This window comes from Micromonospora sp. DT233 (assembly GCF_049841815.1).
GTDB lineage: Bacteria > Actinomycetota > Actinomycetes > Mycobacteriales > Micromonosporaceae > Micromonospora.
On the sequence record NZ_JBNCLB010000009.1, the window covers coordinates 85,300 to 98,656 of the forward strand.

The following is a 13,357-nucleotide window of genomic DNA, read 5'->3' on the forward strand; positions in this document are numbered from 1 at the left end:
CGCCCCCGGGCCGGGGCGCCCCCGCGCGCCCGCCGCGGGCGCGGCCGCCCCCGGGGGGGCGCCCCCCCCCCGCCGCGCGTACGGGATCAGATGCCGCAGTTCGGCGCCGACCAGCCACCGACCGCAGCGACGTGGGTGTGGTCGTTGTGGTCCGGGTAGCCGGGGCCGAGGATCTGCCCGAAGCCGTGGTAGCGGGCCTGCTGGGCCAGGCGGCAGAACGACGGGGAGCCGACCAGGTCCACTCCGTCGCCGTACATGTGTCGGCTGTTGGACGCCCCGCCGACCGCGCTGTTGCAGGAGGCGCTGCGGAAGCCGCTGCTGATGCTGATGTTCACGTCGCCGAGGGCGTGCCGCAGGGCCTGGAGCTTCCACATCGACACGAGCGCGTTGAACCGGGCGGTGCTCGCGGAGACCGCGCCGCCGGCCCAGGTGCTGTTGCAGTTGTTCAGCTCGGCGTAGCTGAAGTTGACCGGGGTGCAGTCGTCGTCCTGGAGCGCGTAGAGCTTGTTGAAGGTCTGCGTGCCGGCGGCACCGTCGGCGGTGAGGCCGTACGCCTGCTGGAAGCGGATCAGCGCGGCGCGGGTGCCCGGGCCGAAGCTGCCGTCGATGGCCACGGAGGAGTTGTAGCCGGGGTAGCCGGCGATGCGGATCTGGAGCTGCCGGACGTCCTCGCCGGTGGCGCCGGAGGTGAGCGCCCGACCCCAGGTGTAGCAGCCGTCGGCGTGTGCGGCGCCGGTGGTCGCGGTCAGGCCCACCAGGGTGGCGGCGGCGGCGAGTACGCAGGCGGTCAGCGCCTTGCCGAGCCGGCGGAATGCGGTCTTCACAAATTTCCCCCATCGACGTTCGTCATGATCGATCGAAGGGCAGTCTCTATTGACGGGGGTCGCTGCGTCAAGATCTGCGTCCCCCTGTTCCTGCCGGCGGCACCGCCGCCCGTGTCCGCCGCCCGTGCCCGCCGCCCGGCCGTTGCCGCCATCAGCGTCCGCCCGTCGTGCCGCCGTCGTCCGCCCGTCGTGCCGTCGCCGTCCGCCCGTCGTGCCGCCGTCGTCCGCCCGTCGTGCCCCGCCGTCAACCCGCCCCGGCCCCGGCCGGTATCCGTCCCGCAGCCGTTCTGCGGCCTTCGGCGGGCCCGTGCTCCGGCGCTCGACGGCGCGCGGCGGGAACGTAGGATCGTGGCGTGACAGGGGAGGAACGGCACACGGACAGCGACATGACCGACGGCCTGGATCGGCTCTGGACCCCGCACCGGATGACCTACGTCACCGGTGAGGACCGTCCCGAGGGCGGCTACGAGCCGGTCACCGGCTGCCCGTTCTGCCGGGCACCCGGGCTGCCGCCGCAGGAGAGCCTGGTGGTCGCCCGGGGCGAGCACGTCTTCGCCGTGCTCAACCTCTACCCGTACAACCCGGGGCACCTGCTGGTCTGCCCCTACCGGCACGTGGCCGACTACACCGACCTGGACCTGCCGGAGACCACCGAGCTGGCCGCGTTCACCCAGACCGCGATGCGGGTGGTCCGCAAGGTCAGCAGCGCGCACGGGTTCAACCTGGGCATGAACCAGGGCGGGGTGGCCGGGGCCGGGATCGCCGCGCACCTGCACCAGCACGTGGTGCCCCGCTGGGGCGGCGACGCCAACTTCATGCCGGTGATCGGGCGCACCAAGGTCCTGCCCCAGTTGCTCACCGACACCCGGGATCTGCTCACCCGCGCCTGGCCGCACTGACCACCCCACCCCACCCCCCCGCCCCGCCCCCCGCCCCACCCCCACCCCGTCGATCATGGACTTGTGGTGCCGGATATGAAGCATTTATCCGGCGTTTCCCCCACCACGAGTCCATGATCGACGCGCCGGGCGGGCGGGGGCGGGCGGGGGCGGGCGGGGGTTAGGGGGTTAGGGGGTGGGGAGGGGGGTGTGGCGGAGGTAGGTGCGGCGGAAGGTGCCGGCGCCGGAGGTGAGCGCGCGCAGCTCGACGGCGTACCGGAGCAGTTCGGTGGCCGGCACCTCGGCGCGGACCAGGGTCCGGCCGTCGGCCTCCGGGTCCGCCTCGGTGCCGAGCACCCGGCCGCGCCGGCCGGCGAGGTCACCGAGCACCGCGCCGACGACGTGGTCCGGCACCCGGATGATCACCTCGTCCACCGGCTCCAGCAGGGTCGGTCGGCCGCGCTCGGCGGCGTCGCGCAGGGCCAGCGCCCCGGCGGTCTGGAACGCCGCGTCGGACGAGTCGACGCTGTGCGCCTTGCCGTCGACCAGGGTGACCCGCAGGTCCACCACCGGGTGACCGGCGAGGACTCCCCGCTCCAACTGCGCCCGCACGCCCTTCTCCACGGAGGGGATGTAGTGGTGCGGCACCGCGCCGCCGACCACCCGGTCGACGAACTCGAAGCCGGCGCCCGGGGGCAGCGGCTCCACCTCGATGTCGGCCACGGCGAACTGCCCGTGACCCCCGGACTGCTTGACGTGCCGGCCGTGACCCCGGGCGGGGGCGGTGAAGGTCTCCCGCAGCGGCACCCGGACCGGCTCGGTGTCCAGCTCGGCGCCGCCGCCGCGCAGCCGGTCGAGCACCACGTCGGCGTGCGCCTCGCCCATGCACCAGAGCACCAGCTGATGGGTCTGCGGGTTGCGTTCCAGCCGCAGCGTCGGGTCGCCGGCGACCAGCCGGGCCAGGTTGCGCGCCAGGGTGTCCTCGTCGGCGCGGCTGCGGGCGACGACCGCCACCGGCAGCAGCGGCTCGGGCATCTCCCACGGGGCGACCAGCAGCGGGTCGTCCTTGGCCGAGATCGTGTCGCCGGTCTCGGCGCTGCCCGACTTGGTGATCGCGCAGATGTCGCCGGCCACGCAGGCCGGCACCTCGCGCAGGGCCGCGCCCAGCGGGGTGTAGACGTGCCCGACCCGCTCGTCGGCGTCGTGGTCGGGGTGGCCCCGCTCGGCCAGGCCGTGCCCGGCGACGTGCACCGTCTGCTCGGGGCGCAGGGTCCCGGAGAAGACCCGGACCAGGGAGACCCGCCCGAGGTGCCGGTCCACGGTCGTGCGGACCACCTCGGCGACGAGCGGGCCGTCGGGGTCGCAGGTCAGCGGCGGCCGGGGGGAGCCGTCGGCGCCGGTGACGGCGGGCAGCTCGCGCTCCGGCGGCGCCGGGAACGCCGAGACCAGCCCGTCGAGCAGCACGTCCAGCCCGAGGCCGGTGGCCGCGCAGACCGGCAGCACCGGGTGGAAGTGCCCCCGGGCGACGGCCTTCTCCAGGTCGGCGACGAGCACCCCGGTGTCGATCTCCTCGCCGGCGAGGTAGCGGTCCATCAGGGTCTCGTCCTCGCTCTCGGCGATGATCCCCTCGATCAGCTCGTTGCGGGACTCGGCGATCGCCGGCAGGTGCTCCGGCTCCGGCTCGCGCACCTGCGCCGGCAGGCCGGCGGTGTAGTCGAACACCCGGCGGGTGACCAGGCCGAGCAGCCCCGCCACCGACTCGCCGTCGTCGCCGAGCATCGTCAGGTGCAGCGGGAGCACGTTGTCGCCGAAGACCCGCTGGCAGAGCGCCACGGCGTTGTCGAAGTCGGCGCGCGGGTGGTCGAGCCGGGTCACCGCGACCGCCCGGGGCATGCCGACGGCGGCGCACTCCTCCCAGAGCGCGGCCGTGGCGGCGTCCATCCCGTCGACGGCGGAGACCACGAAGAGCGCGGCGTCGGCGGCGCGCAGGCCGGCGCGCAGCTCGCCGACGAAGTCGGCGTAGCCGGGGGTGTCCAACAGGTTGATCTTGACGCCGGCGTGCAGCAGCGGGGCGCAGGCCAGGCTCACCGAACGCTGCTGGCGCACCGCCGCCGGGTCGTGGTCGCAGACCGTGGTGCCGTCGGCGACCGTGCCGGCCCGACCGATCGTGCCGGTCGCCGCCAGCAGCGCCTCGACCAGGGTCGTCTTGCCCGCCCCGGAGTGCCCGACGAGCACCACGTTGCGTACGCCGGTGGGCTCGGTCACCACCGGCACGCCGCCGGCGGCACCCTTGTCGTGACTCCTCTGCGCCATGGGGCGCCTCCCTCAGCCGTGGTTGGTGGCCGCCGCCGTGCGACGGGAAGCGGCCCGGTGCGGGCTCCGCGGCGTCATCCTCCGGCGGTCCGCCGGGTGACGGGCACGGGACGGCCCCGGGGTGAGCTGGCTCACTCCCAGGTGCGATCCCACACCCGCCGCGGGGGCACGCACAAGTCTTCCCCGGGCGGGTCGGCGACCGGGCGTATCGTCGCCGGAGGCAGGCCGTTATCGTGGGACCCCCATGGCGAAGATCTTCCAAGTGTCGGTCCGGGCGGGGATGACCCGCGTCGTCGAGCCGATCGCACGCGGCCTGCTCCGGGCGGGCGTGTCCCCCAACGCTGTCACCGTGACCGGCACCCTCGGGGTGCTCGCCGGCGCGCTCGGCCTCGGTGCCCGTGGCCATCTGGTCGCCGGTGCCCTCGTCGTGACCTTCTTCGCGCTCACCGACCTGCTCGACGGGACGATGGCGCGGATGAGCGGCGGTTCGACGAGATTCGGGGCGTTCCTCGACTCGAGCATGGACCGGGTGGCCGACAGCGCCGTCTTCGGCGCGGTGGCCTACTGGCTGGCCACCCAGGGCGACCACGGCGGGGTCGCGGCGGCGCTGCTCTGCCTGGCCGCCGGCGGCCTGGTCTCCTACGTCAAGGCCCGCGCCGAGGGGCTCGGGATGACCTGCAACGTGGGCATCGCCGAGCGCACCGAGCGGCTGCTCATCGTCGGCGTGGGCGGCATCCTCACCGGCGTCGGCGTCCCGTACGCCCTGCAGGTCGCGCTCTGGCTGCTGGCCGCCGTGTCGATCTTCACCGTCGGGCAGCGGATGGCCCACGTCTACCGGCAGGCCGTCACGGCCCCGCAGGGGCCGCAGGGGTGAACCTCACCGAGCTCGGCTACGTCGCCGGCTGGCGTCTGGTCCGCGCGCTGCCCCGGCCCGTGGCCGCGGCGGCCTTCCGGGTGGGCGCCGACCGCGCCCACCGCGCAAACGGCAGGGGTACGGCCCGACTGCGCGCCAACCTGCGCCGGGTCGTCGGCCCCGAACTGCCCGAGACGGAGCTGGACGACCTGCTCCGGCGGGCCCTGCGCTCCTACGCCCGGTACTGGATGGAGGCGTTCCGGCTGCCCGCGCTGAGCCGCGAGCAGATCCTCGCCGGGTTCCGGCTCGACCCGCAGGGGGTGCGGTGGCTGGCCGCCGACGTCGCCGCCGGCCGGGGCGCGGTGGTGGCGCTGCCGCACGCCGGCAACTGGGACGCCGCCGGCGCCTGGGTGGCCGCCACCGGCTGGCCGATCACCACGGTCGCCGAACGACTCAAGCCCGAGGGCCTCTACCAGCGCTTCCTGGCCTTCCGCCGGAGCCTGGGCATGGAGATCCTGCCCACCCACGGCGGCGAGCGGCCCGCCTTCGACGTGCTGGTGGAGCGGCTGGCCGCCGGGACGGTGGTGCCACTGCTGGCCGACCGGGACCTCTCCGCCCGGGGCGTCGAGGTCGACTTCTTCGGCGGGCGGACCCGGATGCCGGCCGGCCCGGCCCTGCTGGCGATCCGCACCGGCGCACCGCTCTACGTCGCCTCGTTGTGGTACGAGGCGGACGTCGCCTGCGCCGCGCTCTCCGAGCCGCTGCCCCTGCCCGACCCGGCCAGCGGCACGCTCGACCAGCGGGTGCGGGTGTTGACCCAGCGGATTGCCGACGGTCTGGCGGCGGGCATCGCCCGACATCCGCAAGACTGGCACATGTTGCAGCGGATGTGGCTGGACCAGCTCGGCACCGGCGACGACGGGCCCCGGCCCGTCGACACACCGCCGGCCGCCACCGGGACGGTCTGAGGCTAAGGGGCGCTGGAATGCGGATCGGCATCGTGTGCCCGTACTCCTTCGACGTGCCCGGCGGGGTGCAGAACCACGTCATCGACCTGGCCGAGGCGCTGATCGGGCTGGGGCACGAGGTGAGCGTCCTCGCGCCGGCCGACGAGGACTCCCCGCTGCCGCCGTACGTGGTGCCGGCGGGCCGCGCCGTGCCGCTGCCGTACAACGGGTCGGTGGCCCGGATCGCGTTCGGCCCGGTCTCCACCGCCCGGGTGCGGCGGTGGATCGCCCGGGGTGAATTCGACGTGCTGCACGTGCACGAGCCGCTGACGCTGAGCCTGTCGATGCTCGCCGTGCTCTCCGCCCGGGGGCCGGTGGTGGCGACCTTCCACACCGCGATGACCCGCTCCCGGGTGCTCGCCGCCGCGCAGGGGCTGCTGCAGATCGTGCTGGAGCGGATCACCGCCCGGATCGCGGTCAGCGCGCTGGCCCGCAAGGTGCAGGTGGAGCACATGGACGGCGGGGCGGTGGAGATCCCCAACGGGGTCACCGTGGCCAAGTTCGCCCACTCCACCGCGCTGCCCGGCTGGCCGGGGGAGTGCGCCACCGGCACCGGCGGCACGCTGGGCTTCCTCGGCCGCTTCACCGAGGCCCGCAAGGGCTTCCCGATCCTGCGCGACGCCTTCGTCGAGCTGGCCCGCTCCCGGCCGGGGCTGCGGCTGCTGGTGGCCGGGCCGGGCGAGGCCGACGACCTGTTCGGCCGCTTCCCCGCCGACCTGCGCGACCGGGTCACCTTCCTCGGCTTGGTCTCCGAGCCGGACAAGGCGCGGATGCTGCGCAGCGTGCACCTCTACGTGGCGCCGAACACCGGCGGGGAGTCGTTCGGGATGATCCTCACCGAGGCGCTCGCCGCCGGCACCACGGTCGTGGCCAGCGACCTGGACGCGTTCCGCCGGGTGCTCGACGGCGGCCGGGCCGGGCAGCTCTTCCCGGTCGGGGACGCGTCCGCGCTGCGCTCGGCCCTGGCCGGGCTGCTCGACGACCCGGCCCGGCGGGCCGCGCTGACCGCCTGCGGCGACCAGGTGGTGGCGCACTTCGACTGGCCGGTGGTCGCCCGGCGGGTGCTGGAGGTCTACGCGGCGGCGATCGAGGCGACCGACGGGCGGGTCATCGACCAGGAGTGGGCGGAGCCGGGCTGACCCCGGCGCGGCCGGTGGTGCCCACACCGACGCGGAGGTGGTCGGCGGCTCACGCCCCGGCCGGAGGCGAACGGAGCAGCACTACGATGCCGGGCATGTGGTGGTGGGTGGGCGCGGTGGCGGTCGTCGGGCTGCTCTCGGCGTACCTGACCTGGACCGTGGGCCGGGTCGAGCGGCTGCGCCTGCGCGCGGAGGCCGCGACCCGGGCCCTGGAGGCGCACCTGCTGCGCCGGGCCGCCGCCGCCGCGGTGCTGGCGGAGCGGCGCTACGGCGTGGAGCTCTACGCGGCGGCGCGGATCGCCCTCGACGCGGAGCCGCAGGAGCGGGAGGCGGCGGAGAACGACCTGACCCGGCAGTTGCGGGCGGCCCGGCTGGACCCGACCGACCCGGACTGCGAGCCGGTGATCGCGGCGAGCCGGCGGCTGGCCCTGGCCCGGCAGGTGCACACCGACCTGGTCCGCGACGCCCGCACGGCGCGGGGGCGACCGCTGGTGCGGCTGCTGCGGATGGGGCGTCGGCACCCGTGGCCGCGCTACTTCGACATCGACGACCCGACCCTGGTCTTCCCCGCCGACGTGCCCGCCTGAGGGCCTGTTGTGGTGGGTTGGACCCGGTTGCGTGGTTCGTCCGGTCGGGTGGCCGCCGGTGGTGATGACGGCCACAGAGCAAGCCACCCGGGGTCTGATTGGCTGTCGGAGGGGCGTTGACCCCGTCGTAACATTCAGGCTGAGCCACCCCCCGAGCACGCCGAGGAGCGATTACCCGTGCCCGACACCACTTCCCCGAACACCGGTGCCAACCCCGTCGTCGGCACCGCCCGCGTGAAGCGCGGCATGGCCGAGATGCTCAAGGGCGGCGTGATCATGGACGTGGTCACCGCCGAGCAGGCCAAGATCGCCGAGGACGCCGGGGCCGTCGCGGTGATGGCCCTGGAGCGGGTCCCCGCCGACATCCGCGCCCAGGGCGGGGTGTCCCGGATGAGCGACCCCGACATGATCGACGGCATCATCAACGCCGTCTCGATCCCGGTGATGGCCAAGGCCCGCATCGGCCACTTCGTCGAGGCGCAGATCCTGCAGTCGCTCGGCGTGGACTACGTCGACGAGTCCGAGGTGCTGACCCCGGCCGACTACGCCAACCACATCGACAAGTGGGCGTTCACCGTTCCCTTCGTCTGCGGGGCGACCAACCTGGGCGAGGCGCTGCGCCGGATCACCGAGGGCGCGGCCATGATCCGCTCCAAGGGCGAGGCCGGCACCGGTGACGTCTCCAACGCCACCACCCACATGCGCAAGATCCGCCAGGAGATCCGCCGGCTGCAGAACCTGCCCACCGACGAGCTCTTCGTCGCGGCCAAGGAGCTGCAGGCCCCGTACGACCTGGTCAAGGAGATCGCCGAGACCGGCAAGCTCCCGGTGGTGCTCTTCACCGCCGGCGGCATCGCCACCCCGGCCGACGCCGCCATGATGATGCAGCTCGGCGCCGAGGGCGTCTTCGTCGGCTCCGGCATCTTCAAGTCCGGCAACCCGGCCCAGCGGGCCGCCGCCATCGTCAAGGCCACCACCTTCCACGACGACCCGGACGTGCTGGCCAAGGTCTCCCGGGGCCTCGGCGAGGCCATGGTCGGCATCAACGTCGACGAGATCCCGCAGCCGCACCGCCTGGCCGAGCGCGGCTGGTGACGGCACGGAAAGGGGCCCGTTCCCGACGCCTTCGGCGGGGGAGGGGCCCCTTTCCGACGATTACAGGAGGGAGACGACCGTGTCGGCACCCGAGATCGGTGTGCTCGCGCTGCAGGGCGACGTCCGGGAGCACATCGCGGCCCTGACCGGCGCGGGGGCCGCCGCCCGCCCGGTGCGCCGCCCCGAGGAGTTGGCCGCCGTCGACGCCCTGGTGATTCCCGGCGGCGAGTCCACCACCATCAGCAAGCTCGCCGACATCTTCGAGATGCGCGAGCCGATCGAGAAGCGGATCGCCGCCGGGATGCCGGTCTACGGCTCCTGCGCCGGCATGATCATGCTGGCCACCGAGGTGCTGGACGGCCGCCCAGACCAGCGGGGCTTCGCCGGCATCGAGATGACCGTCCGGCGCAACGCCTTCGGCCGGCAGGTCGACTCGTTCGAGGCGCCGGTGGTGGTCGCCGGGGTCGACGGCGAGCCGTTCCACGCGGTCTTCATCCGGGCGCCGTGGGTCGAGCGGGTCGGCGCGGGCGTCGACGTCCTCGGCGAGGTGACCGAGGGGCCGTCGGCCGGGCGGATCGTCGCGGTGCGGCAGGGCAACCTGCTGGCCACCTCGTTCCACCCCGAGCTGACCGGCGACCTGCGCCTGCACCGCTACTTCGTGGACCTGGTCCGCGCCACAGTCTGACCGGCGGGCCCCGACCGGCGTGGTGCCGGGCGGCCCGGGTGCTGCGGTGGTGCCGGGTGTTCCCGTGGTGCGACGGTGGCGGGTGTGACGCCGCCGGGTGCCTCCTCGGTAGGATTACCGGCGGTTCGGCAGGGCCGCGGTCCGCCGCCCGCCACGCGGAGCCGCCCGGCCCCGGCCTCCGGTCGGTGGCGCGCGGCGCCCGGTGGTGGCGCGGAGTCGGTGCGGGCAGTCGGCGCAGGCGTGATCAACAGACGGAGGTAGCAGATGTCCGGCCACTCAAAGTGGGCGACCACCAAGCACAAGAAGGCCGTGATCGACGCCAAGCGCGGCAAGATGTTCGCCAAGCTGATCAAGAACGTCGAGGTCGCGGCCCGCACCGGCGGCGGCGACCCCTCCGGCAACCCCACCCTCTACGACGCCATCCAGAAGGCGAAGAAGAGCTCCGTACCGAACGACAACATCGACCGGGCGGTCAAGCGCGGCTCCGGCCTGGAGGCCGGCGGCGCCGACTGGCAGACCATCATGTACGAGGGGTACGGCCCGAACGGCGTCGCCATGCTCATCGAGTGCCTGACGGACAACCGCAACCGGGCGGCGACCGAGGTGCGCACCGCGCTGACCCGCAACGGCGGCTCGCTGGCCGACGCCGGCTCGGTGTCGTACATGTTCTCCCGCAAGGGCGTGGTGATCGTTCCCAAGGCCGGCACCACCGAGGACGACGTGATGTTGGCGGTCCTCGACGCCGGTGCGGAGGAGGTCAACGACATCGGCGAGGCCTACGAGGTGGTCTCCGAGCCGACCGACCTGGTCGCCGTGCGCACCGCCCTGCAGGACGCCGGCATCGAGTACGAGTCGGCCGAGTCCTCCCTCATCCCCAGCATGAACGTCCCGCTCGACGAGGACGGCGCCCGCAAGATCTTCCGGCTGATCGACGTGCTGGAGGACTGCGACGACGTGCAGAACGTCTACGCCAACTTCGACGTCTCCGACGAGGTCATGGCCGCCGTCGACTGACCCCGCCGGCTGCGGCGCGCGCAGTGGGTGCCCGGAGCGCCGCCGGCTGCTGACACCGGTCGGCCGGCGGCGGTGCTCCGGGCACCCACCTGCCCGTACGCGATCGGCGACGCCGGACCCGCCGGGTTCGTGATCCCGGGCGCGGGGGCCTCGCCTCGCTAGACTGCCCGGGTGGTTCATCCGATTCGTCCCGATGGTGGCGAAGGTCGGGCGGGCGGGGGGCGCCGCTTCGCGCCCGGCGACCTGGTCGTGCGACGCGAGGTCCTCCGCGACGAGGTGTGGTTCGGCTGCCCGACGATCTGCGTCGAGGACTCGCCGGACCTGCTGGCGCTCTACCTGCCCCCGGGCGCGGAGTTCGGGTTCCCCGCGACCGGGCGGTTTCCGTGCGGCCGGCACCCGTGGCAGGTCGGCGGGCATCGGGCGTGGCGCGGGCATGGCAAGTTGATGCTGCACCGCCCGGGCGAGGCGCACTCCGTCGACGTCTTCTGGGCCGGGCCGGAGCGGGCCTTCGCGGGGTGGTACTTCAACCTCCAGGATCCGGTGCGGCGGACACCGATCGGGGTGGACACCCTCGACCACGAGCTCGACCTGTGGTGGGAGGCCGACGCCGACGGGTACGTCTGGAAGGACGTGGAGTTGTTCGCCCAGCGCCTCGACGAGGGACGCTACCCGGGCCGGGCCGACGCCATCCGGGCCGAGGGCGACCGGATCGCCGCACTCCTGGACGCGGGGCAGCGCTGGTGGGACGAGTCCTGGTCGGCCTGGCAGCCGGACCCGGCCTGGCCGGTGCCGGCGTTGCCGCCGGGCTGGGACACCGTCGCGCCGTAGCGCCCCGCACTCCGCAGGCGGCAGGAGTGCGGGGCGCGCGTCCCGGTCAGCCCGCCGTCTCGCGCGAGCGCCAGGCCGCCCGGATCGAGGTGCGGCCGTTGGTACGCAGCAGCGAGCCCTCGTACACCCGGGCCCCGGCGGCCACGAACGCGGCGGCGGCCACCAGCAGCAGGGCCAGCGAGACCAGCGGCTCCCAGCCGGCGGCGTCGCCGTGGAACAGCCGCAGCGGCATGGCCGTCGGCGAGGAGAACGGCACGTAGGAGAGCACCGTCATGGCCGTCGGGTTGTCGTTGAGGAAGCTCACGGCGAAGAACGGCGCCATGATCGCGATCTGCACGGGCGTCGACACGGCGGAGACGTCCTCCTGCCGGTTGGCCAGCGCCCCGGCCGCCCCCCACATGGCCGCGAGCAGCACGAAGCCGAGCAGGAAGAACGGCAGGAACCAGCCGATCGCCGGGGCCAGCAGCGAGAGCAGCTCGCCGCTGTCGCCGAACCGCATGCCGACCACGGTGATCAGGGCGATCAAAGCGATCTGCCCGAAGGCCAGCACCGTCCCGGCAAGGATCTTGCCGGCCAGCAGTGCCCGCGCCGGCACCGCCGCCACCAGGATCTCCACGATCCGGGTCTGCTTCTCCTCGACGACGCTCTGCGCGATCTGCAGGCCGAAGATCTGCGAGGTGATGAAGAAGATGAACGCGAAGATGAGCGGCACCAGGTAGGCCAGCACCGGGTCCAGCGCGTCGGGGTCCAGCAGCCGCAGCGCGGGCCGCGTGCTCAGCGCCGTCATCACGTCGTCGGGCGCCTCGTCCATGGCCAGCACCGTCGGCCCGGAGACCACCGCGGCGTCGACGTCGCCGTCGCGTACGGCCCGCTCGGCGGCGGCGTCGTCGGCGACGGTGCGTACGTCGAGCCCCGCCGCGCGCAGCGGAGCGGCCGCCGCCTCGGTGACCGCCACGCTGGTCGTGCCGCCGGCGAAGATCGCCGGCAGGATGGTCGCGCCGGCGACGATCAGCAGGAAGAACAGGGTGCTGTACAGGAAGGTCTTGTCGCGCAGCGTGACCCGGACCTGCCGGGCGGCGACGAGCCGGGTGGCCTGGACGGTGTTCACTGGGTGACCTCTCGGAAGATCTCGGCGAGCGACGGGCTGACCGGGCGGAACGCGCGGACCGGCCCACGGGCCAGCGCCGCGTGCAGCACGCGCTGCTCGTCCGCGCCGGGCGCGAGGTCGAAGACGGCGCGGGCGCCGTCCAGGTCGACCAGGGTCACCCCGGGCTGGTCCCGCAGCCAGCCGGCGTCGGTCTGCACCACCAACTCGTAACGGGGCACCGTGTACGCCGCGCGCAGCTCGTCGCGGCTGCCGGCGGCCCGGATCGCGCCGCCGCTGATGATCACCAGGTCGTCGCAGAGCCGCTCGACGACGTCCAGTTGATGGCTGGAGAAGAGCACCGGTGCCCCCGCGGCGGCCCGTTCCCGCAGGACCCCCACGACCGTGTCCACGGCCATCGGGTCGAGGCCGGAGAATGGCTCGTCGAGCACCAGCACCTCGGGGTCGTGCACGAGGGCGGCGGCGATCTGGGCGCGCTGCTGGTTGCCCAGCGACAGCGTCTCCAGCAGATCGTCGCCGCGCTCGGCGAGCCCGACCCGCTCCAACAGCGCGTCGGTGTTGCGGCGGGCGGCGGTGGGCGTCATCCCGTGCAGCCGGCCCAGGTAGACCACCTGCTCCCGGGCGCTCATCTTGGGGTAGAGGCCGCGTTCCTCGGGCATGTAGCCGAAGCGTTGGCGGGCCTGGCGGGTCAGGGGCGTGCCCTGCCAGGTGACCTGGCCGGCGTCCGGGGCGAGTACCCCGAGGATGATCCGCATGGTGGTGGTCTTGCCGGCGCCGTTGCCGCCCACGAAGCCGGTCATCCGGCCGGCCGCCACGTCGAAGGACACGTTCTGAAGCACCTGACGGTCGCCGAAGCTGCGGTCGACGCCGTCGAGGTGGAGCACGTTGGTCACGGGACCCACGTTAGGCGGCGGGCCGCCGGGCGTCGTCCGCCGCGAGATCGAACGTGAGGTCCCTCTCGCACCGACGGGCACCCGGGGGCCCGGCCGGGACGCGGTGGCCCGGACGAGGCTGCCGGGCCCGGTGCCC

General features: G+C 74.1%; 13 protein-coding genes. 9 read left to right on the forward strand and 4 right to left on the reverse strand.

All coding sequences use genetic code 11. The features are described 5' to 3' along the window. Nucleotides 1-86: 86 nt before the first annotated feature. A complete protein-coding gene (locus tag ACLQ2V_RS19890; protein WP_425720023.1) occupies nt 87-824 on the reverse strand; it encodes a D-Ala-D-Ala carboxypeptidase family metallohydrolase in 738 nt (245 codons plus the stop codon). Between the two features lie 386 nt (nt 825-1,210). Between ACLQ2V_RS19890 and ACLQ2V_RS19895 the strand changes: the two genes are divergently transcribed. Next, nucleotides 1,211-1,723 carry an HIT family protein gene (locus tag ACLQ2V_RS19895; RefSeq protein ID WP_425720125.1) on the forward strand — a complete coding sequence of 171 codons (513 nt, stop codon included), beginning with the start codon at nt 1,211-1,213 and terminating at the stop codon, nt 1,721-1,723. Between the two features lie 168 nt (nt 1,724-1,891). Here ACLQ2V_RS19895 and ACLQ2V_RS19900 read toward each other — a convergent pair whose 3' ends face one another. Further along, nucleotides 1,892-4,015, reverse strand: a complete 2,124-nt coding sequence (locus ACLQ2V_RS19900) for an elongation factor G-like protein EF-G2 (protein WP_425720024.1) — start codon at nt 4,013-4,015, stop codon at nt 1,892-1,894. 244 nt (nt 4,016-4,259) lie between these two features. Between ACLQ2V_RS19900 and pgsA the strand changes: the two genes are divergently transcribed. The 8 genes from pgsA (at nt 4,260) to ACLQ2V_RS19940 (ending at nt 11,223) form a co-directional block, all read left to right on the forward strand. Continuing rightward, entirely contained in the window at nt 4,260-4,889 is a 630-nt protein-coding gene (gene pgsA / locus ACLQ2V_RS19905; protein ID WP_425720025.1) for a phosphatidylinositol phosphate synthase, read from the forward strand. Continuing rightward, nucleotides 4,886-5,836: a phosphatidylinositol mannoside acyltransferase gene (locus tag ACLQ2V_RS19910; RefSeq protein ID WP_425720026.1), complete on the forward strand. Its 951-nt coding sequence runs from the start codon at nt 4,886-4,888 to the stop codon at nt 5,834-5,836. Before pgsA ends, ACLQ2V_RS19910 begins: the two co-directional genes overlap by 4 nt. Nucleotides 5,837-5,853: 17 nt before the next feature. Further along, nucleotides 5,854-7,014 (forward strand): glycosyltransferase family 4 protein, encoded by a 1,161-nt coding sequence (locus ACLQ2V_RS19915; RefSeq protein WP_425720027.1) that lies wholly within the window; start codon nt 5,854-5,856, stop codon nt 7,012-7,014. Nucleotides 7,015-7,100: 86 nt separating this feature from the next. After that, nucleotides 7,101-7,601 carry a hypothetical protein gene (locus ACLQ2V_RS19920; protein WP_425720028.1) on the forward strand — a complete coding sequence of 167 codons (501 nt, stop codon included), beginning with the start codon at nt 7,101-7,103 and terminating at the stop codon, nt 7,599-7,601. A gap of 177 nt (nt 7,602-7,778) precedes the next feature. Then, nucleotides 7,779-8,696: a pyridoxal 5'-phosphate synthase lyase subunit PdxS gene (gene pdxS / locus ACLQ2V_RS19925; protein ID WP_425720029.1), complete on the forward strand. Its 918-nt coding sequence runs from the start codon at nt 7,779-7,781 to the stop codon at nt 8,694-8,696. A gap of 79 nt (nt 8,697-8,775) precedes the next feature. Next, nucleotides 8,776-9,381 (forward strand): pyridoxal 5'-phosphate synthase glutaminase subunit PdxT, encoded by a 606-nt coding sequence (gene pdxT, locus ACLQ2V_RS19930; RefSeq protein WP_425720030.1) that lies wholly within the window; start codon nt 8,776-8,778, stop codon nt 9,379-9,381. Between the two features lie 264 nt (nt 9,382-9,645). Continuing rightward, nucleotides 9,646-10,395, forward strand: coding sequence for a YebC/PmpR family DNA-binding transcriptional regulator (locus ACLQ2V_RS19935; protein ID WP_425720031.1), 750 nt, complete (start codon nt 9,646-9,648; stop codon nt 10,393-10,395). A gap of 171 nt (nt 10,396-10,566) precedes the next feature. Next, nucleotides 10,567-11,223 carry a DUF402 domain-containing protein gene (locus ACLQ2V_RS19940; protein ID WP_425720032.1) on the forward strand — a complete coding sequence of 219 codons (657 nt, stop codon included), beginning with the start codon at nt 10,567-10,569 and terminating at the stop codon, nt 11,221-11,223. Between the two features lie 46 nt (nt 11,224-11,269). On the opposite strand, the gene ACLQ2V_RS19945 is transcribed toward ACLQ2V_RS19940, so the two are convergent. Continuing rightward, entirely contained in the window at nt 11,270-12,331 is a 1,062-nt protein-coding gene (locus ACLQ2V_RS19945; RefSeq protein WP_425720033.1) for an ABC transporter permease, read from the reverse strand. Continuing rightward, nucleotides 12,328-13,221, reverse strand: a complete 894-nt coding sequence (locus ACLQ2V_RS19950; RefSeq protein ID WP_425720034.1) for an ABC transporter ATP-binding protein — start codon at nt 13,219-13,221, stop codon at nt 12,328-12,330. The genes ACLQ2V_RS19945 and ACLQ2V_RS19950 overlap by 4 nt, the downstream gene beginning before the upstream one ends. Between the last annotated feature and the right edge of the window lie 136 nt (nt 13,222-13,357).